The sequence below is a fragment of the Pseudomonas sp. 22082 genome, from assembly GCF_052046055.1.
Taxonomy (GTDB): Bacteria; Pseudomonadota; Gammaproteobacteria; order Pseudomonadales; family Pseudomonadaceae; genus Aquipseudomonas; species Aquipseudomonas pharyngis.
Genome location: NZ_JBQEQB010000037.1, coordinates 25,562 through 48,876, shown reverse-complemented (window position 1 = coordinate 48,876; position 23,315 = coordinate 25,562). Strand labels below are relative to the sequence as shown.

21 protein-coding genes and 1 pseudogene are annotated in these 23,315 nt (G+C 60.3%); 15 read left to right on the top strand and 7 right to left on the bottom strand.

The window, feature by feature from the left end; genetic code table 11:
- Window positions 1-36: 36 nt before the first annotated feature.
- Together ACTJK9_RS28685 and ACTJK9_RS28680 are read right to left on the bottom strand one after the other, a co-directional pair.
- Window positions 37-669, bottom strand: a complete 633-nt coding sequence (locus ACTJK9_RS28685) for a TetR/AcrR family transcriptional regulator (RefSeq protein WP_039765384.1) — start codon at window positions 667-669, stop codon at window positions 37-39.
- A 231-nt stretch (window positions 670-900) separates the two neighbouring features.
- Window positions 901-2,277: a glutamine synthetase family protein gene (locus ACTJK9_RS28680; RefSeq protein WP_039765386.1), complete on the bottom strand. Its 1,377-nt coding sequence runs from the start codon at window positions 2,275-2,277 to the stop codon at window positions 901-903.
- Between the two features lie 278 nt (window positions 2,278-2,555).
- On the opposite strand from ACTJK9_RS28680, the pseudogene ACTJK9_RS28675 reads away from it, so the two are divergent.
- The 8 genes and pseudogenes from ACTJK9_RS28675 to ACTJK9_RS28640 form a co-directional block, all read left to right on the top strand.
- Window positions 2,556-2,634, top strand: a pseudogene (locus ACTJK9_RS28675) (gamma-glutamyl-gamma-aminobutyrate hydrolase family protein); the annotation flags it as partial.
- 372 nt (window positions 2,635-3,006) lie between these two features.
- On the top strand, window positions 3,007-4,365 hold the full coding sequence (locus ACTJK9_RS28670) for a glutamine synthetase family protein (RefSeq protein WP_007953514.1): 1,359 nt from the start codon (window positions 3,007-3,009) through the stop codon (window positions 4,363-4,365).
- A 56-nt stretch (window positions 4,366-4,421) separates the two neighbouring features.
- Window positions 4,422-5,786, top strand: coding sequence for an aspartate aminotransferase family protein (locus ACTJK9_RS28665; protein ID WP_011336447.1), 1,365 nt, complete (start codon window positions 4,422-4,424; stop codon window positions 5,784-5,786).
- A 172-nt stretch (window positions 5,787-5,958) separates the two neighbouring features.
- Window positions 5,959-7,071, top strand: coding sequence for a polyamine ABC transporter substrate-binding protein (locus ACTJK9_RS28660; RefSeq protein ID WP_011336446.1), 1,113 nt, complete (start codon window positions 5,959-5,961; stop codon window positions 7,069-7,071).
- 187 nt (window positions 7,072-7,258) lie between these two features.
- Window positions 7,259-8,356, top strand: a complete 1,098-nt coding sequence (locus tag ACTJK9_RS28655; RefSeq protein ID WP_064600232.1) for a polyamine ABC transporter substrate-binding protein — start codon at window positions 7,259-7,261, stop codon at window positions 8,354-8,356.
- A gap of 73 nt (window positions 8,357-8,429) precedes the next feature.
- Complete coding sequence (locus ACTJK9_RS28650) at window positions 8,430-9,572, top strand: ABC transporter ATP-binding protein (protein WP_007953506.1); 1,143 nt, start codon at window positions 8,430-8,432, stop codon at window positions 9,570-9,572.
- 35 nt (window positions 9,573-9,607) lie between these two features.
- Window positions 9,608-10,489, top strand: a complete 882-nt coding sequence (locus tag ACTJK9_RS28645; RefSeq protein ID WP_170844921.1) for an ABC transporter permease subunit — start codon at window positions 9,608-9,610, stop codon at window positions 10,487-10,489.
- Window positions 10,486-11,376 (top strand): ABC transporter permease subunit, encoded by an 891-nt coding sequence (locus tag ACTJK9_RS28640; protein WP_007953503.1) that lies wholly within the window; start codon window positions 10,486-10,488, stop codon window positions 11,374-11,376. The genes ACTJK9_RS28645 and ACTJK9_RS28640 overlap by 4 nt, the downstream gene beginning before the upstream one ends.
- A gap of 58 nt (window positions 11,377-11,434) precedes the next feature.
- Here the strand turns inward: ACTJK9_RS28640 and ACTJK9_RS28635 are convergent, their stop codons facing one another.
- Entirely contained in the window at window positions 11,435-12,076 is a 642-nt protein-coding gene (locus ACTJK9_RS28635; RefSeq protein ID WP_221398299.1) for an HD domain-containing protein, read from the bottom strand.
- Between the two features lie 190 nt (window positions 12,077-12,266).
- Here ACTJK9_RS28635 and ACTJK9_RS28630 point away from each other — a divergent pair, with 190 nt between their 5' ends.
- Window positions 12,267-13,232, top strand: a complete 966-nt coding sequence (locus ACTJK9_RS28630; protein ID WP_221398298.1) for a GlxA family transcriptional regulator — start codon at window positions 12,267-12,269, stop codon at window positions 13,230-13,232.
- 7 nt (window positions 13,233-13,239) lie between these two features.
- Here the strand turns inward: ACTJK9_RS28630 and ACTJK9_RS28625 are convergent, their stop codons facing one another.
- Window positions 13,240-15,651, bottom strand: coding sequence for a penicillin acylase family protein (locus ACTJK9_RS28625; protein WP_440817696.1), 2,412 nt, complete (start codon window positions 15,649-15,651; stop codon window positions 13,240-13,242).
- A 470-nt stretch (window positions 15,652-16,121) separates the two neighbouring features.
- On the opposite strand from ACTJK9_RS28625, the gene ACTJK9_RS28620 reads away from it, so the two are divergent.
- From ACTJK9_RS28620 to ACTJK9_RS28610, 3 genes are all read left to right on the top strand, one after another.
- Window positions 16,122-18,236, top strand: coding sequence for an S-type pyocin domain-containing protein (locus tag ACTJK9_RS28620; RefSeq protein ID WP_440817694.1), 2,115 nt, complete (start codon window positions 16,122-16,124; stop codon window positions 18,234-18,236).
- On the top strand, window positions 18,229-18,483 hold the full coding sequence (locus ACTJK9_RS28615) for a bacteriocin immunity protein (protein ID WP_440817692.1): 255 nt from the start codon (window positions 18,229-18,231) through the stop codon (window positions 18,481-18,483). The genes ACTJK9_RS28620 and ACTJK9_RS28615 overlap by 8 nt, the downstream gene beginning before the upstream one ends.
- A gap of 101 nt (window positions 18,484-18,584) precedes the next feature.
- The gene (locus ACTJK9_RS28610) at window positions 18,585-18,800 is read left to right on the top strand and encodes a bacteriocin immunity protein (protein WP_409348313.1); all 216 of its coding nucleotides are present in this window, start codon (window positions 18,585-18,587) and stop codon (window positions 18,798-18,800) included.
- A gap of 67 nt (window positions 18,801-18,867) precedes the next feature.
- Here the strand turns inward: ACTJK9_RS28610 and ACTJK9_RS28605 are convergent, their stop codons facing one another.
- On the bottom strand, window positions 18,868-19,443 hold the full coding sequence (locus tag ACTJK9_RS28605; protein WP_085612018.1) for a DUF6436 domain-containing protein: 576 nt from the start codon (window positions 19,441-19,443) through the stop codon (window positions 18,868-18,870).
- Between the two features lie 97 nt (window positions 19,444-19,540).
- Here ACTJK9_RS28605 and ACTJK9_RS28600 point away from each other — a divergent pair, with 97 nt between their 5' ends.
- Entirely contained in the window at window positions 19,541-20,494 is a 954-nt protein-coding gene (locus tag ACTJK9_RS28600) for an alpha/beta hydrolase (protein WP_440817689.1), read from the top strand.
- A gap of 119 nt (window positions 20,495-20,613) precedes the next feature.
- Here the strand turns inward: ACTJK9_RS28600 and ACTJK9_RS28595 are convergent, their stop codons facing one another.
- A complete protein-coding gene (locus ACTJK9_RS28595) occupies window positions 20,614-21,366 on the bottom strand; it encodes a DUF2059 domain-containing protein (protein ID WP_085612016.1) in 753 nt (250 codons plus the stop codon).
- A 108-nt stretch (window positions 21,367-21,474) separates the two neighbouring features.
- On the opposite strand from ACTJK9_RS28595, the gene ACTJK9_RS28590 reads away from it, so the two are divergent.
- Together ACTJK9_RS28590 and ACTJK9_RS28585 are read left to right on the top strand one after the other, a co-directional pair.
- Window positions 21,475-22,107, top strand: coding sequence for a 2OG-Fe(II) oxygenase (locus tag ACTJK9_RS28590; protein ID WP_085612015.1), 633 nt, complete (start codon window positions 21,475-21,477; stop codon window positions 22,105-22,107).
- 1 nt (window position 22,108) lies between these two features.
- Window positions 22,109-22,594, top strand: coding sequence for a DUF523 domain-containing protein (locus ACTJK9_RS28585; protein WP_221398294.1), 486 nt, complete (start codon window positions 22,109-22,111; stop codon window positions 22,592-22,594).
- Window positions 22,595-22,605: 11 nt separating this feature from the next.
- Here ACTJK9_RS28585 and ACTJK9_RS28580 read toward each other — a convergent pair whose 3' ends face one another.
- Window positions 22,606-23,184 (bottom strand): transporter substrate-binding domain-containing protein, encoded by a 579-nt coding sequence (locus ACTJK9_RS28580; protein ID WP_440817683.1) that lies wholly within the window; start codon window positions 23,182-23,184, stop codon window positions 22,606-22,608.
- Window positions 23,185-23,315: the final 131 nt, after the last annotated feature.

The following is a 23,315-nucleotide window of genomic DNA, read 5'->3' as shown; positions in this document are numbered from 1 at the left end:
GGAGCGGGCTTGCTCGCGAAGAGGCCGATCAGGACGCTAGAGAATTCTCTTGGGCAGATACGGCGGCAGATACAGCCCGATATAGGCATCGAACACTCGCATGCCTTCCTCGGCCATGCGCGGGGTGATCTGCCCGTGCTGCTGCACCGAGCGGGCGTAGACGCGGTCGCCCAGTTCCATGGCCAGTGCGAACACATCGACGTCATCCGGCAGTCGCGGCAGTTCGAAGTGATGATCGAACAGCTTGTGCATCAGGTCGCCGAGTTCGAGGTCGTGCTGGCGGTCGGCCTGGGTGACTTCGGTGAGGCCGTGCTGCGCGAGGATCAGTTGGCGGGCGGCGGCATCCTCGCCATAGATCTCCAGCATCCTCTCTTCGACCAGCCGCGACAGGTCGCGCCAGTCGCGCAGGGCATCGTGATCGATTGGCGCCTGCAGGCACGCGCGGAAGGCTGCGTGCACATCCGCCGTCAGCGCTTCGAGCAGCGCCGGGACGCTGGCGAAGAAGTGGTAGACCGACGAGGGCGGAATCTGCGCGCGCTCGGCTACGCTGTAGATCGACAGGCTCGCCACGCCCTCGGCGGCCAGCAGCGTGCGCGCGGCGTCGAGTATCGAATCGATCCGCGCCTGACTGCGGGCTCGGGGTTTGCGAACGGGGGCGGGACGCGTCATGAAAGTCTCCTGCGGGGCAGCGGGCATTGTACGAGCCGGCTCTTGTGTTGTCTTGTCGGCCGCTTTCGGGAGCAGGCCCCCTCCCACGGGGTATCTCCTGTGAGATGAAATTTTCTGTTCGCAGGAGATTCATTGTGGGAGCGGGCTTGCTCGCGAACCGCCGCAGGCGGCCATAAAAAAACGCCGCTGGCTGCGATAGCCGACGGCGTTCTTTTTGGCGCTGCAATCCGCTTAAACGGTATGCAGGTACCAGTTGTACTCGAGGTCGGAGATGGAGTGTTCGAACTCCTCCAGCTCGCTCTCTTTACAGGCGACGAAGATATCGATGTATTTCGGATCGATGTACTTGGCCATCACCTCGCTGTCGTCCAGCTCGCGCAGGGCATCGCGCAAGTTGTTCGGCAGGCTCTGCTCGTTCTGCTCGTAGCTGTTGCCTTCGGTGGGAGGCGGCGGCTCGATCTTGTTGGTCAGGCCGTGATGCACGCCCGCCAGCACCGAAGCCATCAGCAGGTACGGGTTGGCGTCGGCGCCGGCCACGCGGTGTTCCAGACGGACCGCGTCGGCGGAGCCGGTCGGTACGCGCAGGGCCACGGTGCGGTTGTCCAGGCCCCAGCTCGGCGAGTTCGGCACGTAGAACTGTGCGCCGAAACGACGGTAGGAGTTGACGTTCGGGCAGAGGAAAGCCATCTGCGCGGGCAGGGTCTCGAGCACACCGCCGATCGCGTGACGCAGCGCGGCGTTCTGCTCGGGATCCTCGCTGGCAAAAATGTTTTTGCCTTCTTTGTCGAGAACCGAAATGTGGACGTGCAGACCGTTGCCTGCCTGGCCCGGATACGGCTTGGCCATGAAGGTGGTGTCCATTTCATGGTCGTAGGCGATGTTCTTGATCAGACGCTTGAGCAGGACGGCGTAGTCGCATGCCTTGATCGGGTCGGCGACGTGGTGCAGGTTCACTTCGAACTGCGCCGGGGCACTTTCCTTGACGATGGCGTCGGCCGGGATGCCTTGCTCTTTGGCGCCTTCCAGAATGTCCTGGAGGCAGTCGACGTATTCGTCGAGGTCGTCGATCAGGTAGACCTGGGTCGAATGCGGGCGTTTGCCGGAGATCGGCGAGCGTGGCGGCTGAGGGCGGCCGTTCACGTTTTCCTGGTCGATCAGGTAGAACTCGAGTTCGAACGCGGCGCAGATGGTCAGGCCGAGCTCGTCAAACTTTGCGACAACTTGACGGAGCACTTCGCGCGGGTCGGCGAAGAAAGGGTCACCTTCGAGTTCGTGCATGGTCATCAACAGTTGCGCGGTCGGGCGCTTCTGCCATGGCTCGTTGCACAGGGTATCGGGGATTGGATAGCAGATACGGTCGGCGTCGCCGATGTCCAGGCCCAGGCCGGTGCTTTCCACCGTGGAGCCATTGATATCCAGAGCAAATAGAGAGGCCGGCAGGTTGATGCCTTTCTCGTAAACCTTGTGGAGGCTGGTGCGTTCGATGCGCTTGCCGCGCACCACACCATTCATATCCGCAATCAGAAGGTCAACGTACAGAACCTCAGGATGTTCCTTAAGGAACGCGTTCGCTTCGTTAAGCTGAACGGCACGCGGGGGTACCGACATGATGCAACACCTTTGTTGTTAAAAATATCAATCATTGATCTTTTCTGGTTTCAGTCAACCCGAACGGCCTGCCGAAGTCAAGCGAGGCCTTTTGTGCCCTGAAAAAGCGCCGCGAGGGCGTTTATGGGGCACTTTGGGGCATTTTTTTATCCGTGAAGGACGCGCCACCCGCAGGCTTGAGCAGGCCGTGTTGTATTTTTTACGGGGGTGTTGTGTAAAAAAATGAACAAGGCTAAGCTCCGATCAAACCCATAACAGCAATAATACCGGGGTGCTTCATGTCTCGCCTGCCGTTAATCGGCGTCACCGACTGCTCTTTGCAGTCCGGTCTGCATGCTTATCACATCAGTGGCGACACGTCCGTCCACAGCGCGGCCAGCAAGGCCTGCAACGTGTCAGCGATCTCCAGATCCATGGCAGATCGAGCGGCAGCGTCCGATATTCTGGACGTGTGCGAGGGCATCCTCTTTAGCGGTTCTCCTTTCAATATAGATCTCTTTCCCTCTCCCGGCCTGCACCGCGTCCGTCGTCGTGCCCGTGATTCTGCACGCCCGGGATGTGCACAGGAAATGCAACGCCAGCGTAAAGGGCAGGTAAGCTCCTCCTTCATTGTCTATGCGCGGTGCCGGGCGTAAGCCGGCACTGCGCGCAAGCAAGGCCCTTTAACGCGACGCCTGGTGCGTCAAACATTGCCTGACATCTGTCAGGAGACTCAGCCCAGAGGCATTTATGAGTAACAACCTCGACCAGCTCACCGATTGGTTGAAAGACCACAAGATCACAGAAGTCGAATGCATGATCGGCGACTTGACCGGCATTACCCGGGGCAAGATCTCGCCGACCAACAAGTTCATCGCCGAAAAAGGCATGCGCCTGCCAGAGAGCGTTCTGTTGCAGACCGTGACCGGCGACTACGTCGAAGACGACATCTATTACGAACTGCTCGACCCGGCCGACATCGACATGATCTGCCGCCCCGACCAGAACGCCGTGTACCTGGTGCCGTGGGCCATCGAGCCGACCGCCCAGGTGATCCATGACACCTACGACAAGCAAGGCAACCCGATCGAGCTGTCGCCGCGCAACGTGCTCAAGAAAGTCCTGAAGCTCTACGCCGACAAGGGCTGGCAGCCGATTGTGGCGCCGGAAATGGAGTTCTACCTGACCAAGCGCAGTGACGACCCCGACTATCCGCTGCAACCGCCGGTCGGTCGCTCCGGGCGGCCGGAAATCGGTCGCCAGTCGTTCTCCATCGAAGCGGCGAACGAATTCGATCCGCTGTTCGAAGACGTCTACGACTGGTGCGAATTGCAGGAGCTGGACCTCGACACGCTGATCCACGAGGACGGCACCGCGCAGATGGAAATCAACTTCCGTCACGGCGATGCCCTGTCGCTGGCCGACCAGATTCTGGTGTTCAAGCGCACCATGCGTGAGGCCGCGCTCAAGCACAACGTGGCCGCGACCTTCATGGCCAAGCCGATGACCGGTGAGCCGGGCAGTGCGATGCACCTGCACCAGAGCATCATCGACATCGAAACCGGCAAGAACGTGTTCTCCAACGAAGACGGAACCATGAGCCAGCTGTTCCTGCACCACATCGGTGGCCTGCAGAAACTGATCCCGGAATTGCTGCCGCTGTTCGCCCCGAACGTCAACTCGTTCCGCCGCTTCCTGCCGGACACCTCGGCGCCGGTGAACGTGGAGTGGGGCGAAGAAAACCGCACCGTGGGCCTGCGTGTCCCGGATGCCGGCCCGCAGAACCGTCGGGTGGAAAACCGCCTGCCGGGCGCCGACGCCAACCCGTACCTGGCGATTGCCGCGAGCCTGCTCTGCGGCTACATCGGCATGGTCGAAGGCATCAACCCGAGCGCGCCAGTGGTGGGCCGTGGTTACGAGCGCCGCAACCTGCGACTGCCGCTGACCATCGAGGACGCCCTGGAGCGCATGGAAAACAGCGCGACCATCGAGAAATACCTGGGCAAGACCTTCATCACCGGCTACGTCGCGGTCAAGCGGGCCGAGCATGAAAACTTCAAGCGCGTGATCAGTTCCTGGGAGCGTGAATACCTGCTCTTCGCCGTCTGATACGCCGGGCGCGGTGGCCAGCCGCCGCGCCTTCACCGATAACAAGGAGAATTGGCATGACCAGCAACAACCCGCAAACCCGTGAGTGGCAAGCCCTCAGCAGCGATCACCACTTGGCCCCGTTCAGCGACTTCAAGCAGCTGAAAGAGAAAGGCCCGCGGATCATCACCAATGCCAAGGGCGTGTACCTCTGGGACAGCGAAGGCAACAAGATTCTCGACGGCATGGCCGGCCTGTGGTGCGTGGCGATCGGCTACGGTCGCGATGAACTGGCTGACGCCGCCGCCAAGCAGATGCGCGAGCTGCCTTATTACAACCTGTTCTTCCAGACCGCCCACCCGCCGGCGCTGGAACTGGCCAAGGCCATCGCCGACGTGGCGCCGGAGGGTATGAACCACGTGTTCTTCACCGGCTCCGGTTCCGAAGGCAACGACACCATGCTGCGTATGGTTCGCCACTATTGGGCGATCAAGGGCCAGCCGAACAAGAAAGTCATCATCAGCCGCAAGAACGGCTATCACGGTTCCACCGTGGCCGGCGCGAGCCTGGGTGGCATGACTTATATGCACGAACAGGGCGACTTGCCGATCCCGGGCATCGTCCACATCGCGCAGCCGTACTGGTTTGCCGAAGGCGGCGACATGACCCCGGAAGAGTTCGGGATCTGGGCGGCCAATCAGCTGGAAGAGAAGATTCTGGAAGTCGGCGTGGACAACGTCGGTGCCTTTATTGCCGAGCCGATCCAGGGCGCCGGCGGCGTGATCATTCCGCCCGACACCTACTGGCCGCGCATCAAGGAAATCCTCGCCAAGTACGACATCCTGTTCGTGGCCGACGAAGTGATCTGCGGTTTCGGCCGTACCGGCCAATGGTTCGGCAGCGATTTCTACGACCTCAAGCCACACATGATGACCATCGCCAAAGGCCTGACGTCCGGCTACATCCCGATGGGTGGCCTGATCGTGCGTGACGAAGTGGTGGCGGTGCTCAACGAGGGTGGCGATTTCAACCACGGCTTCACCTACTCCGGTCACCCGGTGGCGGCGGCGGTGGGTCTGGAAAACATCCGGATTCTGCGCGAAGAGAAAATCATCGAACGCGCCCATGAAGAAACGGCACCGTATTTGCAGAAACGTCTGCGCGAACTGAACGATCACCCGTTGGTGGGTGAAGTGCGCGGAGTCGGTCTGCTGGGGGCCATCGAGCTGGTGCAGGACAAGGCCACTCGCAAGCGTTACGAAGGCAAGGGTGTGGGCATGATCTGCCGCCAGTTCTGCTTCGACAACGGGCTGATCATGCGTGCCGTGGGCGACACCATGATCATCGCGCCGCCGCTGGTGATCAGCAAGGCGGAGATCGACGAGCTGGTGACAAAGGCACGCAAGTGCCTGGACCTGACCCTGAGTGCGTTGCAGGGCTAAGTGCTAGGCTCTGAGCGATGGAGCTGTTGCGCTGTCGCTCGGAGCTGTCAGAAAGGCTGGTCTTTTCTTGAAAGACCGCCTCGGATCTTGCCAGACTAGCCGCGGTTCCAGTTGTCCGGGTTCGGCCGCTGAACAAAGTGGTTCAAAAAAGAAAAATTTGGAGCATTAACGCATGAAGGCATTAGGCAAAAAGCTCGCTGGCAAGACTCTGCTCGCCATGTCCCTGATGGGCGTGATGGCAGGTGCGGTTCAGGCGGACGACAAGGTGTTGCACGTTTACAACTGGTCCGACTACATCGCGCCGGACACGGTTGCCAATTTCGAAAAAGAGACGGGCATCAAGGTCGTCTATGACGTTTTCGACAGCAACGAAACCCTGGAAGCCAAGCTGCTGGCCGGCAAATCCGGTTACGACATCGTGGTGCCTTCCAACAACTTCCTGGCCAAGCAGATCAAGGCCGGTGTTTATCAGGAACTGGACAAGTCCAAGCTGACGAACTGGAAGAACCTCGACGAAGACCTGCTCAAGGCCGTTGGCGACGCCAGCGACCCGGGCAACAAACACGCGTTCCCGTACATGTGGGGTTCGATCGGCATCGGCTACAACCCGGCCAAGGTCAAGGCTGCGCTGGGCATCGACAAGATCGATTCCTGGGACATCGTGTTCAAGCCTGAAAACATCGAGAAGCTGAAAAGCTGCGGCGTGAGCTTCCTCGACGCGCCGACCGAAATGATTCCGGCGGCTCTGCACTATCTGGGCAAGCCGACCAACAGCAAGGACAAGGCTGACCTGAAAGCCGCCGAAGACCTGTTCCTCAAGATCCGTCCTTCGGTGGCTTACTTCCATTCCTCGAAGTACATCTCGGACCTGGCCAACGGCAACATCTGTGTAGCGGTCGGCTACTCGGGTGACCTGGAACAATCCAAGACCCGCGCCAAGGAAGCCGGTGACAAGGTCAAACTGGCCTACACCATTCCAAAAGAAGGTGCCGGTACTTTCTACGACATGGTCGCCATTCCAAAGGATGCCGAAAACGTCGAAGCCGCCTACAAGTTCATGAACTACCTGCTCGAGCCGAAAGTGATGGCCGAAATCACCAACGCCGTGCGTTTCCCGAACGGCAACAAGGCGGCCACCGCCCTGGTGGACAAGGAAATCACCAGCGATCCGAGCATTTACCCTTCGGCTGAAGTGAAGAAGCAGCTCTATGCGATCAGCGATCTGGACGCAGCGACCCTGCGCCTGATCACTCGCAGCTGGACCAAGATCAAATCGGGTAAATAAGCCGGTTTGAAGTAGCTATCGCTGGCCGCCGCCTTCACCCGGGCGGTCAGCGGTGCAATTAAATGACAGAAAGTTTTGCTGGAACGGTTTTTCGAAGGTAAGTTGCGCGCCGGTTTTGTTGCCGGGCAACCGTGACTGTCATGCAGCACGGGGCAACTTGGGCCCAACTAAATCAGAGGACCTCCACTTGCCTATTTTTTCTTCTTTGCGCAATGCCCTGCTGGCCGCTGCCGGCCTGACGTTCGCTGTCGGTGCCCACGCCGCCGGTACTGTGCATATTTATAACTGGTCGGATTACATCGGCGAGACCACCCTGGCCGATTTCCAGAAAGAAACCGGGATCAAACCGGTCTACGACGTGTTCGACTCCAACGAAACCCTGGAAGGCAAACTGCTCGCCGGGCGTACCGGTTACGACGTGGTCGTGCCGTCGAACCACTTCCTCGGCAAGCAGATCAAGGCGGGCGCTTTCCAGAAGCTCGACAAGGCGCAGCTGCCGAACTATTCCAACCTTGATCCGGTGCTGCTCAAGCGTCTGGAGCAGAACGATCCGGGCAACCTGTACGCCGTGCCGTACCTGTGGGGCACCAATGGCATCGGCTACAACGTCGATAAAGTGAAGGCCGTGCTGGGCGTCGACAAGATCGACTCCTGGAGCGTGCTGTTCGAGCCGGAGAACATCAAGAAGCTGCACAGCTGCGGCGTGGCGTTCCTCGATTCGGCCGATGAAATGATGCCGACCGTGCTCAACTACATGGGCCTGAACGCCAACAGCACCAATCCCAAGGATTACGAGAAGGCCACGGCCAAGTTGCTGGCGGTGCGTCCTTACGTGACCTACTTCCATTCCTCGAAATACATCGGTGACCTGGCCAACGGCGACATCTGCGTGGCCATCGGTTTCTCCGGCGACATCTTCCAGGCGAAGAATCGTGCCGAAGAAGCCAAGAAAGGCGTGAACATCGCCTACTCGATCCCGAAAGAGGGCGGCGCGCTGTGGTTCGACATGCTGGCGATTCCGAAGGATTCGGCCAACGTCAAAGAGGCCCACGCCTTCATCAACTATTTGCTGAAACCTGAGGTGATCGCCCAGGTCAGTGATTACGTCGGTTACGCCAACCCCAACCCGGGTTCGGACAAGCTGATGGAGCAGTCCATCCGCACCGATGAGTCGGTTTATCCACCGCAGGCGGTGCTCGACAAGACCTACGTGTCGATCGAGCTGCCACCGAACATTCAGCGTTTGATGACCCGCAGCTGGACCAAGGTCAAGTCGGGTAAATAGCGTCAACGTACCAACTATCCTGGGTTCGTCTTGCGTGGGCGGACTGCACTCTTTTTTTCTGGGAGTTTCGTAAATGGCAGTTGCCTCCGGCGCCTATAAGAAAGCCCTCGAGGGCGACCAGACACCGAAACAGGTGCTGGTCAAAATCGACCGGGTCACGAAGAAGTTCGACGAGACGGTTGCCGTGGACGATGTGTCCCTGGAAATCAAGAAGGGCGAAATCTTTGCCCTGCTCGGCGGTTCGGGATCGGGCAAATCCACTCTGCTGCGGATGCTGGCAGGGTTCGAACGGCCCACGGAGGGGCGCATTTTCCTCGACGGCGTCGACATCACCGACATGCCGCCGTACGAGCGACCGATCAACATGATGTTCCAGTCCTACGCCCTGTTCCCGCACATGACCGTGGCGCAGAACATCGCCTTCGGCCTGCAACAGGACAAGATTCCCAAGGCCGAGATCGACGCCCGCGTGGCCGAGATGCTCAAGCTGGTGCAGATGAGCCAGTACGCCAAGCGCAAGCCGCACCAGTTGTCCGGCGGCCAGCGGCAGCGTGTGGCGCTGGCCCGTTCGCTGGCCAAGCGGCCGAAGCTGCTGCTGCTCGACGAGCCGATGGGCGCACTGGATAAAAAACTGCGTTCGCAGATGCAGCTGGAGCTGGTGGAGATCATCGAGCGCGTCGGCGTGACCTGCGTGATGGTGACCCACGACCAGGAAGAGGCCATGACCATGGCCGAGCGCATTGCGATCATGCACCTGGGCTGGATCGCCCAGATCGGCAGCCCGATCGATATCTACGAAACCCCGACCAGCCGTCTGGTCTGCGAATTCATCGGTAACGTGAACATCTTCGAAGGCGAAGTCATCGACGACGCCGAAGGCCACGCGACCATCACCTGCAAGGACCTCGACCGGCAGATCTACGTCGGCCACGGCATCAGCACCTCGGTGCAGGACAAGTCCGTGACCTACGCGATCCGTCCGGAAAAACTGCTGGTCACCGCCGATCAGCCGACCTGCGAGTACAACTGGTCGAGCGGCAAGGTGCATGACATCGCCTACCTCGGCGGTCACTCGGTGTTCTACGTCGAATTGCCGAGCGGCAAGCTGGTGCAGTCGTTCGTGGCCAACGCCGAGCGCCGTGGTGCACGTCCGACCTGGGGCGATCAGGTCTACGTGTGGTGGGAAGACGACAGCGGCGTGGTACTTCGCTCATGAACATGCGCAAATTCAAACGCCGGCTCAATCGAATAATTCCCGGTGGCCGCCAGCTGGTCATCGGGGTTCCGTTCATCTGGCTGTTCCTGTTCTTCATGCTGCCGTTCTTCATCGTCCTGAAGATCAGCTTCGCCGAAGCGGACGTGGCCATCCCGCCGTACACCGAGATCTACACCTACGCCGAGCAGAAGCTGCAACTGCTGCTGAACCTGGGCAACTACGCGATGCTCGGCGACGACGAGCTGTACATCGCCGCCTACCTCGGCTCGCTGAAGATGGCGTTTTTCAGCACGTTGTTGTGCCTGTTGATCGGCTACCCCATGGCCTACGCCATCGCCAGCGCCCGAAAAGAGCTGCAAACGGTGCTGGTGCTGCTGATCATGATGCCCACCTGGACCGCGATCCTGATCCGCGTCTATGCGTGGATGGGCATTCTCAGCAACAACGGCCTGCTCAACGGCTTCCTGATGAGCATGGGTTTGATCGACGAGCCGCTGCAGATCCTCAACACCAACCTGGCGGTGTACATCGGCGTCGTCTACTCGTATCTGCCGTTCATGATCCTGCCGCTGTACGCCAACCTGGTGAAGCACGACACCAGCCTGCTAGAGGCCGCTTCCGACCTGGGTTCTAGTACCTTCAACAGCTTCTGGAAAATCACCGTACCGCTGTCCAAGAACGGCATCATCGCCGGCTGCATGCTGGTGTTCATCCCGGTGGTGGGCGAGTTCGTGATCCCGGAACTGCTGGGCGGTCCGGAAACCCTGATGATCGGTAAAGTGCTCTGGCAAGAGTTCTTCAACAACCGTGACTGGCCGGTGGCGTCCGCCCTGGCGGTGGTGATGCTGGCGATCCTGATCGTGCCGATCATCCTGTTCAACCGCAGTCAGGCCAAGGAAATGGAGGGTAAAGAATGAAGCGCTTCCGTTTCTCCAGCCTGATGCTGGTGCTCGGCCTGTTGTTCATCTACCTGCCGATGCTGATCCTGGTGATCTACTCGTTCAACGCCTCGAAACTGGTAACGGTGTGGGGCGGCTGGTCGGTGAAGTGGTACGTCGGCCTGCTCGACAACTCGCAGCTGATGGGCTCGGTGGTGCGCTCGCTGGAAATCGCCTGCTACACCGCGATTGCCGCCGTGGCGCTGGGGACGCTGGCAGCCTTCGTGCTGACCCGTATCACCCGCTTCAAGGGCCGCACGCTGTTCGGCGGCCTGGTCACCGCGCCATTGGTTATGCCTGAAGTGATTACCGGTCTGTCGCTGTTGCTGCTGTTCGTGGCGATGGCGCAGATGATCGGCTGGCCGCAGGAGCGCGGCATCGTCACCATCTGGATTGCGCACACCACGTTCTGTGCGGCGTATGTGGCGGTGGTGGTGTCGGCGCGTCTGCGTGAGCTGGACCTGTCGATCGAAGAAGCGGCGATGGACCTCGGTGCGCGTCCGTGGAAGGTGTTCTTTCTGATCACCATCCCGATGATCGCGCCGTCGCTGGCAGCGGGCGGCATGATGTCGTTCGCCCTGTCGCTGGATGACCTGGTATTGGCGAGCTTCGTCTCCGGTCCGGGTTCGACGACCCTGCCGATGGAAGTGTTCTCGGCGGTGCGTCTGGGCGTGAAGCCTGAGATCAACGCCGTGGCCAGCCTGATTCTCCTGGCGGTGTCGCTGGTGACCTTCCTGGTCTGGTTCTTCAGCCGCCGTGCCGAAGAAGCCCGCAAGAAAGCGATTCAGCAGGCCATCGAAGAAGGCGCTGCGGATTCGTGGAAGCAACCGGACGTGCGCCGGGCGCCGACGCCGGAAGCGGCTTAAGTCTGCGGACACAAAAAACCTCGCGACCGGAAACGGTCGCGAGGTTTTTTTATGCCGGTCAGGAAACCCAGGGCGACTGGCGAATCACCTCGACGAAGTTCATCGGCTTGAACCCCGGCACCTGATCCTTCAGCACATCGGTCTTCACATTGCCGAACGTGGTCTGCGGACGATGACGCAAGCCATCGGCGAACGCGCAGATGATGCACTCCTTGAAGCCTTCGCCCCGTGGATGCGCATGCACCACTGCTTCGCGCTGCACCGTGGTGAACGCCGCGTAGTCCATGCCCAGCACGTCCATCTCGACGCCCGCCGTCACCAGCGCCACGGTCGGACGCAGATGCTTCGGCACTCCCGGCGTGGTGTGCAGGGCGATCGACAGCCACACCTGCTCGATGTCGTCATCGCTCAACCCGTACGGTTTGAGAAACGCTGCGGCTGCGTTGGCACCATCGACTTCGAAGCGCTCGTCGTCGCTGCGGTGCCCTTCGACCAGGCCCAGGTCGTGGAACATCGCGCCGACGTACAGCAACTCCGGATCGTAGGCCAGTTGCTTGCGTTCGCCGCTCAAGGCACCGAACAGAAACACCCGGCGCGAGTGGTGGTAAAGCAGATCGGATTCGATGTCGCGAATGTATTCGGTGGTGGCCCGGGCGAGGGTGCTGTCGGGGATCCGGATACCGGCAATGGTCGTGGTCATGTTGAGCTTCCTCGTCGAAAACGCCGTCACGGCGCTGATGGAGAAAGTCTGTTCCCGGGGGGCAGACCGGACAATCGATCCATGGCTGCGATCCTTGCCATTGCACCTGCAAATCGTGCCAGCTCGCTTCTGCGGCGAGGATTGGCTAGGGTTGGCGCTGATCCGCCATTCCCCGGGAGTCGAGATTGCCATGAACAGAACCGTCGCCATCGTGGTGTTTCCCGGCGTGCAGGCGCTGGACGTCAGCGGGCCGATGGATGTGTTCGCCGAGGCCAACCGCTTCCTGGCGCCGGAGGATCACTACCGGCTCGACGTGATCGGCGTCGAGCGCGGGCCGATGGCGTGTTCCAACGGGCTGACCCTGAGTGCGAATCGGCACTTCAGCGACGTGCAGGACGCTTACGACCTACTGCTGGTGGCAGGCGGGCCGCAGTTGCCGTTCCTGGATTTCGGCGAGACGTTCGATGCCTGGCTGCGCGAGGCCTGTGGGCGGGCGCGGCGTTTTGGCTCGATCTGCAACGGCGCGTTCATGCTCGCCCGTGCAGGATTGCTGGACGGGCGCACGGTCACCACTCACTGGAATGACGCCGAGGCACTGGCGCAGTTGTGCCCGTCGAGCCGGGTCGAGGCTGATCGGTTGTACGTCGAGGACGGTCAGCTCTACACCTCGGCGGGGGTGACGGCGGGGATCGATCTGTCGCTGTACCTGCTGGCGCGTGATCACGGGGCCGAGGTGGCGCTGAGCGTGGCCAAGCGGCTGGTGGTGTTCACCCAGCGCTCCGGCGGGCAGTCGCAATTCAGTCCGTTCCTCACGCCCCATGCCGAGCCGACGTCGGCGGTGGCGATGGTGCAGCTGTATGTGCTGGCCAATCTCACCGGCGACCTGACCATCGCCGACCTGGCGAATGCCGCGAACATGAGTGCGCGGAATTTCTCTCGGGTGTTTGCCAGGGAGGCGAAAGTCACCCCGGCGGAGTTCGTCGAACGGGCGCGGGTGGATGCGGCGCGGGTGATGCTCGAAAGCACCACGGCGCCGCTGAAGACGGTGGCGTATCAGTGCGGGTTTCGCGATGCGCAACATATGCGCAGCGTGTTCAACCGGCGGCTGGGGGTGACGCCGCAGCAGTTTCGGCTGAATTTTGCGGCGATGGTTTGAGCGACACCTATTGCGCCGCTCGCGCCGGCAACAGCTTCAAGGTACTGCGCGTATTCGCCGTCACCTCTTCATCACTGAAGTGCGCCTGCACATACATCCCGTCCACATACGCCTCTGCCTGATCGTCATAGTGGCTGTCGAACGGCACGCCACTCTGGCCGACCGGGTTGATCGTCAGGCTGTGAGCGGGATCTGCGAAGTCCACCAGCCGCCGAGTCGACGGGCCGTAGGTCACCGGCCACGGCGCCGGGCCGATCTTCGCCGAGAGGTTGTTCGGCACTTCATGGGAGCCCGGTGCGGCGAACGGGCCGACGTTGAAAATGCGGTCCAGCGGCTTCTGCTGGCCCAGCGGATGACCATGGGTCAGGGTGTGGGCCTTGCCCCATTGCCAGCCGGAAGCGTTGTCGCCGAGGGTCGACTTCAGGTGCGCCATGCTCGCCTGCCACGCGGCGCGTACGGTGTCGACGCGGGTCTCCTTGTTCGGTGTGCTGCGGTTGTCCCACCACGGTGAATCGGCATTCGCCGCGAGCCGGGGCAGGGCTGCATCGATCACTCGGGTCGACAGCAGGGTTTCGAAGAAATCATTGCCCAACTCATCGCGCATTGCCGCGTCGGCGAGGTTGAACAGGAACTGGTTGAACACCGTCGCACTGACCGAATCCAGCGGATAGTCGCCTTGCCACTGGGCCAGTTGTTCGATCAGCTTCTGCTCGGCGGGATTGCCCGCTATCTCGCGCAGCACCGGCAGCAACGGCGCCAGCAGACGCGGGCCGTAACCGGTGGTGGTGCCCAGTTGCAGCTTCTGGTTGGCCTCGTTGTCCCACTTCACGTTCTTGTCGGCGAGCTGGCGGTTGAGCTGCTGGCCACGGTCGGCGAGGTTGTAGTAACCGGGGATCTCCATGCCGGTCGGCGACAGGGGCTGGAAGTTGGCCGAGACGATATAGCCCCGCGCCGGGTTCTCTTCCTGCGGGTTGGCGCTGAACGGGAAGTAGCCGTCCTTGTCCGCCTGATTGCTGCTGCCGTCGAGAATGAAGCCTGGTTTCACCCCGGCCGGACGCTTGGGCAGCAGCGCCGAGGCCCACCACGCGATATCGCCCTTGGCGTTGGCGTAGACGATGTTCAGTCCCGGTGCCTGCACCTTGGCCGCTGCGGCGCGGGCCTTGGCCAGAGTGTCGGCGCGGTTGAGCTGGTAGAAACCTTCAAGGATCGGATTCGGTGTTTCGAGAAACGCCCACCACATCGCAATCGGGGTTTTTCCGGCGGCGCTGCCGAGGGCGTCGTTGACGATCGGCCCGTGGGGCGACTGGCGCAGGGTGATGGTCGCCGGGGCCTGGCCTTTCACCGCGATCTGCTGCTCGGTCTTGACCATGTCGGTCCACTGGCCGCGATACCAGACCTGATCCGGGTTGTCCGGATTGACCTTCTCGGCGATCAGATCGAGGTCATCGTTCTGGAACATGGTCAGGCTCCAGCCGAAATCCAGGTTATGGCCGAGAAACGCGAACGGCACCAGCGCCTGATGATGGCCGTACAGTTCAAACCCCGGCGCCGATAACTGCGCTTCGTACCATACCGACGGCACCGAGAAGCGGATGTGCGGATCGCCCGCCAGTAAAGGCTTGGCGCTCTTGCTGTGACTGCCGGCGATCACCCAGGCGTTGCTGCCTTCGAATTGCGGCAGGCCGTTGTCGATCAGCGCCTGTTGGCTGACGCGGGCGAGGGTGTTCAGGTCTTTCCAGTCTTCGGCGGCGAGGGCCGGTGCGCTGCTGGCGTGGCCCTTGGCGAGCACGCCCTTGGGCTGCCAGTCGAGGTCGAAGACGTTGAGGTAATCGGCGCCCAGTTGATCGCGCACGTAGGTCAGCAGCGGTTCGGTGCGAAACGCGGCGGCAAAGCTGTAGGCCATGTAGCCGGCGACGCTGATGCTGTCCTCGGCGGTGAACGGCCGCTTGGGGATGCCCAGCACGTCGAACTCGATCGGCGTGGCATGCGAGTCCTGATATTGATTGATGCCGTCCAGATAGGCTTGCAGGGCCTTCCACGCCGGGGACTGCTTGTCGAGGCCGGCCACGTAACTGGCGGCGCGCTCGCGGATGCGCAGGCTGCGGAACAGCTTGTCGGTGTCGAGCAGTTTCGGCCCGAGCACTTCGGCCAGTTCGCCCCGGGCGAGACGGCGCATGGCTTCCATCTGAAACAGGCGATCCTGGGCGTGCACATAACCGAGGGCGCGATAGAGGTCGGTTTCGTTTTCAGCGCGGATGTGCGGCACACCGCGCTCGTCGTAACGCACAGTCACCGAACCTTGCAGGTTGCGCAATTCCACCTGGCCCTGACGCGTCGGTTGCTTGCTGTAGAGGTAGCCGCCGACCCCGATGGCGGGAATGACGATCAGCAACGCAAGTACGGTCAGGCCTTTTTTCATGAAAAATCTGCTCCCTGTCGTTCTATTTATATGAAGGCATTGATGGTGCTGATCTAGTTGAAGATCGCAACCGGGATTTCATAACACAGTATTTCTTGAATAGGAAGTTTCCTTCAGGTTTTCGGGAAGTGCACTACAAGTTTGTTGTTGCGGCGTTTAACAGGGCGGGCCTATAAAAGACCTCGAGAAAAAGCAGAGGGCAAAAACGAAGTTCGCGAATTCAATACATGGAATAACTGACATGGAGAAGTCGTATGAGTGATATTGAAAATTATCTTGGACCTCACAGGCAGACCGGGCCGGGCAGATATGAACTGGCTCCCATACCGGTTCGGGACAGGGCTCCGTCTCGATTGGGGCAGGGTGGGTTTTTCTCGGGAAGTTGGGGGTTGAATGAAGCACCGCATAGAGGGACGGGTCAAGGGTCTGGGAAACTTGATCCGTTAACTCCCTTTATCTGGAATGATTTGATGCAGGAGCAGCAGAATGCTCAGGCATATATTGATTTTGAGTATGCTGGAGTATTCAGCAATATTCTGGCGGCTTCAAATAATGAAGTGGAACAGGCCAGGCAAACAGCCAGTGCAGGACTTTCTCCGGCGCAAAAGGTCAAGGCCGATCAGGAAGTAACCATTCAGGTTATTCATTCAAAGTTGTCGGAGTATCGGGCTCATACCGAGACCGCTTACTCGTTGTATGGACATAATCCATTTTTCCTGATGAAGGATTTATCCTTCAAAAAGATACGCGACAGTCTGGCATCGCCCAATCCGGATGTGTCCGTCGCCTACGCCGCGATTGACAGGGCATACCGTTCGGCAATGGAGCTCCGGCGCCTTTCATGGGTGATGGCCATTATCGCCAATCAACTTCCGGAACTGGCCGCAAGAAGAAGCCAGGTTGAGGCGGCGACGCCAACCAAGAGGGACGCCCAGCAGATTCTTTCTGCCGAAAGGCTATCCGTGGTGAATCTGGAAACGAATATCCGCCTGCATTTTCTGCCGGTTTTTCTGGTTGAAAGAATCGCCGCTGCAGCGGGCTCAACCGGAGGCAGTCTCTCTCAAACACTCACAAATTATAAAATCGCAGCGGACAACATCCGTGCTGTCGAGCAGGCAGCCGTCCGGCCTTATGCAATCGCCAATCCGGCGATCAACGCCCCGTTGAGCAAACCTGAGCTCGAAGCGCTGAAGAACCTGGTGGACTTGCAGGCCACGACCGAACTGGGCAAGCGCTGGCAGGACTATCACGCGTCACTCCTGCACTCGGAAAGTGCCCGGCATATGGCAGCGGCGGCGGACGCATTTGCCGGTCTGATCGCCCGCGCCCAAGAGGCGGAGCGTCTGCAGGAGCAGATACGCATTGTCCGTGAGCAGGAAGCCCGGCATTTGCTGGAACAGGCACGTATTGCCGCCGAAGCAGAGGCAAGGCGCCTTGCCGAGGAACAAGCGCGCATAGCGGCAGAGGCCATTCGCAACGCCCATACCTTCCGCGCGCCAGGTGCCGCTTCGGCGACAGGGCCGTTGTTCATGACGTCAGCTGGAGTCGTGGCAGTTGCCGAGGCCGCTGCGGCCAGTCTGCAAGCTACCGTTCGCGGCGCCATCGCGGGCTTGGGCAGTCTTGCTGCGAGTGTCGGGGCTGGCGCGGTCGTCGGTGTTTCAGCGTTGGTCTACTCGTCGAAACTGGGCAACGGCGAATTGCCGGACCGTTACGCCTTCAGCACGCCGCTGTCGGACCTTGCGCCAGATTTCGCACCCGATCTGCACGCCATCGCGGCGGCTGGCGGTACGGTTGACGTGCCTTTCCGCGTCAGTTCAAAGACCGACGCGAACGGGCAGTCAGAGGTTTTTGTCGTCAAGACTGATGGGCGGAATATTCCGTCGGCGGTCAGGGTGGTGGCAGCCTCCTACGACGCCGAACGCAACGTCTACAGCGCGACCACCTCCGATGTTCCACCACGCACCCTGACGTGGACCCCGATCGTCAATCCGGGAAACAACTCCACTACCTCACCGGCCGGGCAGCCGGATGTGCCTGCCTATACTGGGGCGACGGTGGTCCCGGTAGAGGGACGCCTCGATTCGTTCCCGGGCGTTTTCGAAGCCGGATTCGATGACTATGTGCTGGTGTTCCCGCAGGACTCCGGGCTGCCACCGAACTACACGATGTTTCGGGATCGGCGGGAGGATCCGGGCGTCGCGTCAGGTGTGGGCCAGGCGGTATCGGGCAACTGGCTCGGGAGCGCATCGCAGGGCGAAGGCGCGCCGGTGCCGGCGCAGATTGCCGATCAGTTGCGAGGGCGGGAGTTCAGGAATTTTCGGGCGTTTCGGGAGGCGTTTTGGAAGGCGGTGGCTGGGGATCCGGAGTTGGCGGCTCAGTTTCAAAAACAGAGCCGTTCTACGATGGAGAAAGGAAAATCACCCTACGTTTCAAAAGTGGAGCGGGCAGGAGAAACAGTGAAATTTGAGTTGCATCACAAGATAAGAATCTCAAAAGGCGGTAGTGTTTATGGTCTTGAAAACATTCGGATAGTTACTCCTCGGCGTCATAAGGAAATTCATAAGACGGAGAGTCGGTATGAGTGATAAGTTGATTTCTGAGTATACGGAAAAAGAGTTTTTGGATTTCGTGGTTGAGATTTGTGATAGTGGGGCTAGAACGGAAGAGGAAGATGTTAAGTTGATTTTTGAGTTCGAGCGATTGACTGAACATCCAGATGGTTCGGATTTGATCTACTATCCACGGAACGATAGAGAGGATAGCCCGGAAGGTATTGTGAAAGAAGTCAAAGAGTGGCGGGTTGCCAATGGAAAGCCAGGGTTTAAAAATTGATTTATTAAATTAGTACGGTGCTCCTGGCATCATTTTGTCAGGAGTGCCATTTCTGAGGGCGAGGAAGTGTTAGATATTTCAGACTATACGGAAGCGGAGTTTTGAATTTTGTAATTTCAATTTGTGATGCTAGTGCTCGAACAGAGGAGGAAGATGTAAAGCTGGTATTGGAATTCAGGCGGTTAACAGAGCATCCGGACGGCTCGGATCTGATCTACTACCCCAGAGATGATAGGGATGACAGTCCTGAAGGGATTGTAAAGGAGGTTAAAGAATGGCGCGCTGCTAATAACAAGCCCGGATTCAGGACGGTTTAGTTTTCAACTCTCAATATGTCTCCGGCGTCTTTGGTTGATGCAGTTTCTATTGTCTGCCCGAAGCCGTTCACTCCCCACTAACCCACGGGCAGTAGCAACCAACCGCCAACGTATGAGTCGCATTGACCGGGCGATCATCACTCAACGCTTGCAGGATCGGTTCGATAAAACTGTTGCTGGAGTTGCACGTCAGGCCTTCGCTGTACGGGCCGAAGTACGCCAGTCTGCCGCTGCGGTCCCAGATCGCCACGGCCGGGCTGGCGGGAATCTGTTCGGAGCCGGGCAGCACCGCGATGGTTTTAAGATTGCTCAGGGTGGCGGGCAACTGGCCGTGGCTGCCGGCCTTCTGCACCGCAAAGAATTCCACGCCCCTGGGGCCGAACTGTTCGACCATCTCGGTCAGGTGCTGTTGGTTGCCGACGTTGCATGGGCAGGCGGGATCCCAGAAGTGCACCAGACGGATATTGCCGGGGCCGGCGAGGTCGTCGGGCAAGCGCAGCGGGTCACCGGAAAATACCGCAGTGTGTTCGCTGAACGCCCGCAGGTAGCGGCCCTGAAACCAGTCGTATGCGGCCCACAGCACGCCGGCACACACGATGGCGAGCAGGCTGGCAAACAGTGCGGTGCGGTAGGGCGAACGCATGGTTTTGATTCCTCGAAGGCCGGCTAGCTTGCCATGCTTGCCGCGACAGATGAATATCGCAGGCCGATAAAGTCCGTTTACCGTTCTGGAATTGCCCATGTCTGTTGCTTTCGATCCCGATCATCTGCGTGCGAGCCTCAAGCCTCTGGCCGAGTGGCAGCCGTTGTCCGAGGAGGCGAAGGCGTATCAGCGGTTCTACAAGACAGACTTCCCCGAGCGTGATGTCTGGCGTGGCATGGGCCGGTTCGACATCGATGGCTATCAACTGGTCAGCCATTGCTGGTGGCCGGCGGAAACGGCCAGGGCCACGCTGTTTCTGGTGCACGGTTTTTATGATCACACTGGTCTTTACCGGCATGTGATCGAGTGGGCACTGGATCAGGGCTTCGCCGTGATTGCCTGTGATCTGCCGGGGCATGGTCTGTCCAGCGGCGAGCGGGCTAGCATCCGTGACTTCTCGGAATATCAGGATGCGCTGCAAGGCCTGTTCGCCGAGGCGCGCTCGATGGCTCTGCCGCAGCCTTGGCACCTGTGCGGGCAAAGCACCGGCGGGGCGATCATTGTCGATCACGTGCTCAATCATGGTGAAAACAGCCCGGCGCAGGGGCAGTTGATTCTGCTGGCGCCGCTGGTGCGTCCGCGTGCCTGGGGCTGGTCGCAGTTCAGTTATTACCTGCTCAGGCCTTTTGTCAGGGGTATCGCCCGGCGTTTCAGCGAGAACTCCAATGACCCGGATTTCCTGCCGTTTCTGCAGGCCGATCCGTTGCAGCCAAAACGCTTGCCGACCGCATGGGTCGGGGCGTTGTCACGCTGGATCAACCGGGTTGAATACGCGAAGAAAAGTCCGCGCCGGCCGCTGATTGTTCAAGGCCAGGCGGACATGACCGTGGACTGGCAGCACAACCTGCAGGTGTTGAAGTGGAAGTTCGACCGGCCACAGATTCTGTTGCTGGCCGAGGCGCGGCATCACCTGGCCAATGAGACGGCGGAAATGCGCGAGGAGTATTTCGAGTTCTTGCGCAAGCGGATCAATGGGCGGAATCACTCGTGATCCTGAGTGCCCTTTCGCGAGCAAGCCCGCTCCCACATTTAACCGTGCTTATCCAGCATCAACTCGGTCGAATGTGGGAGCGGGCTTGCTCGCGAAGGCGGTCTGTCAGGTCGTAAAGATCACTGGGTGAGATTCGAGGTGCTCTGGCCGACGGCCAGCCCGGCGCGGATCGCGGCCAGCGCGGCCTGATAGTAAGCCTTGCCTTCGGTGGATTCGGCAAAGGTCGCGAACTCTTCCAGCTCTTCATCCGACAGGTCGCGATAGACGTAGAGCAGCGTGTTGTTCAGGTCGGCGCCGATTTGATCCATCAGGCGCTGGCGTTGACCGTTCAACATGCCCTGGGCCTGACCGCCGCCGAGCAGGCCGGGGATCATCGAGCTCAGGCTGTCCGCCGCCACGCCGGCAATCGCCAGGCTGACTTCGGCACCGGCTTCACGGGCGGGCAGGGCCTGGGCGAGGTGGCCGATGATCAGCAAGCGGCTGTCGCTGGCCGGCATCTTCGGCAGGCCCTTGGCGTTCTTTGCCAATTGATCGCGACGGGTCGCCAGCAGTTCGGCGGCGACGATCTTCTTGCCCAGCGGTGACTGAAAGAACGAGAGGGCCGGTTTCGGATCGGCGAGGTTCTTGCGCAGTTGCGCTTCGGCGCGTTGATCCACGGCCTGGGGGGCGAAGCGCTGGTTGCTGTTGTTCACCAGCGCCTGAAACACCGCCGGCGGCAGGCTGTTCTGGTAACGCTGCTGCGCGGCACTCAGGGCGTCGTTGAAATGCGCGCGTTGTTCTGGCCAGCCGGCGACCTTGTACAACTGGTCGTGGCCGTCCGCCCAGGCGGGCAAAACGCAGAACATCAACAGTGAAAAAAGCAAACGGCGCATAAGGACTCCTGTCGGCAGCCGACTATTCTCCGTGCGGTGCCAGTACTTGTCGAGAATTCGTATCAAGCCGCCGCGTGGCTCTGTCGGATTTCTTGCCGCAGGCATACTATGCGCGCCATGCAAATATCCTCTGATCACCCGCTGCTGTTACGTATCGTCGACGACCTGGCCGAGCGCGGCTGGTCGCAGCAGAACATTTTCCTGCCTGCGGATTTGACCCGCGCACTGGCGGCCGAGTGCCGCAAACGTGACGCCGAAGGTGAACTGGCGCCGGCGGGGGTCGGACGTGGCCCGTTTTCGGAGATCCGCGAGGGGATTCGTGGCGACCATATCCAATGGATCGACCCCGGTCAGGCCGAGGCCAGTGACCGTTACCTGAACCTGATGGACAGCTTGCGTGAAGCGCTCAACCGGGGCCTGTTCCTCGGGCTTGAAGACTTCGAGTGCCACTTCGCCCTGTACCCGCCGGGTGCTTTCTATCGCAAGCATGTCGACCGTTTCCGCGACGATGACCGGCGCATGGTCTCGGCGGTGATCTACCTCAATGACGGCTGGCTGCCGGAGGATGGCGGGCAACTGCGCATGTACCTGGAGCATGATCGCGTTCATGACGTGCAGCCTACGGGCGGTTGTCTGGTGGTGTTTCTCTCCGGCGAAGTCCCTCACGAAGTATTGCCAGCCAGCCGCGAGCGGCTGTCGCTGACAGGCTGGTTCCGCCGCCGTGGCAACGAGCCGTTCTGAGATGCACAGGATTCTTGTGAGTCGCTGCCTGCTGGGCCATCGCGTGCGTTATGACGGCGGGGCCAGCGGGCCGTTCGATTTGCTGGAACAATGGATTGCCGAAGGGCGCGTAGTGCCGCTGTGTCCGGAAGTCGCCGGTGGTTTGCCGACGCCACGCGCGGCGGCGGAGATTCCGGGCGGGCAGGGCCGCGAAGTGCTGGACGGACTCGCTTCGGTGATCACTACCGAGGGCGAAGACGTCAGTGCGCAGTTTCTGGATGGCGCGCGGCAGGCGCTGGCGCTGGTGCAGAAGCACGGGATTCGGGTGGCGGTGCTCAAGGCCAACAGTCCTTCGTGCGGGAATCTGTTGACCTATGACGGGACGTTCAGTGGGGTGAAGGTGAGTGGCGAGGGGGTGACCGCTGCGTTGCTGAAGCGCCATGGGGTGCAGGTCTTCAGCGAACTCGAACTGCCGCAAGCCGCACAGGCCCTCAGCTTGCTCGACTAGTCACGCTCACTTCAGTTTTCCGTAGCCTGCACACTCAACCACTTCTGCCTCAACGCCTCCAACCGCCCATTCGCCCTGATCCGCTGCAAGGCATTCTCCAGGCTCGCGTGAAACGCCGGGTTGCCCTTCTGAAACGGAATCGCCAGATCTACTGGCGGCCCAACCTTCGGCTTTTCCTCAGTCAACGTCTGCACCAGCACCAACGGCCGGGGCTGCTCGTCCTTTTTCGCCAACAACTGCGCATTGACCTGCGTGTAAGGCTCGCTCACGTCGAAACGATCCTTGAGTTCCGGGGTCAGTGCTATGTGGTTGAGCGCGACGTCGTACTTGCCGCTTTCGACGCCCTGGAGCAGATCGGCTTCGTCGGTGACGATGAAGTCGGCGCGCACATCCAGCTCGTTGGCCAGCAGTTGCCCAAGCTCGACCTCGAACCCCGTGAGCGTGTCGCCGTCCTTGAAATTGAAGGGCGGTGTATTAGCCTCAAGGGCTATGCGCAACTCGCCACGGTCGTAGACGTCATCAATCAGTTCGGCGTGAGCCAGAGGGCTCAGAAGGGGAAGCAGGCAGATCAGGCCAGGCAGAAAACGCATGGTCACTCCTTTGAAATCGATATCGGCCTGTTTTCCAGGCTCGCTTTGCTATGGTTGTCGAGTGCCTTCGACAACGAATGGTCATGAAGTTGTCATGACCGTGCGGATTTTACGGAAAAACTGGAGAAGAA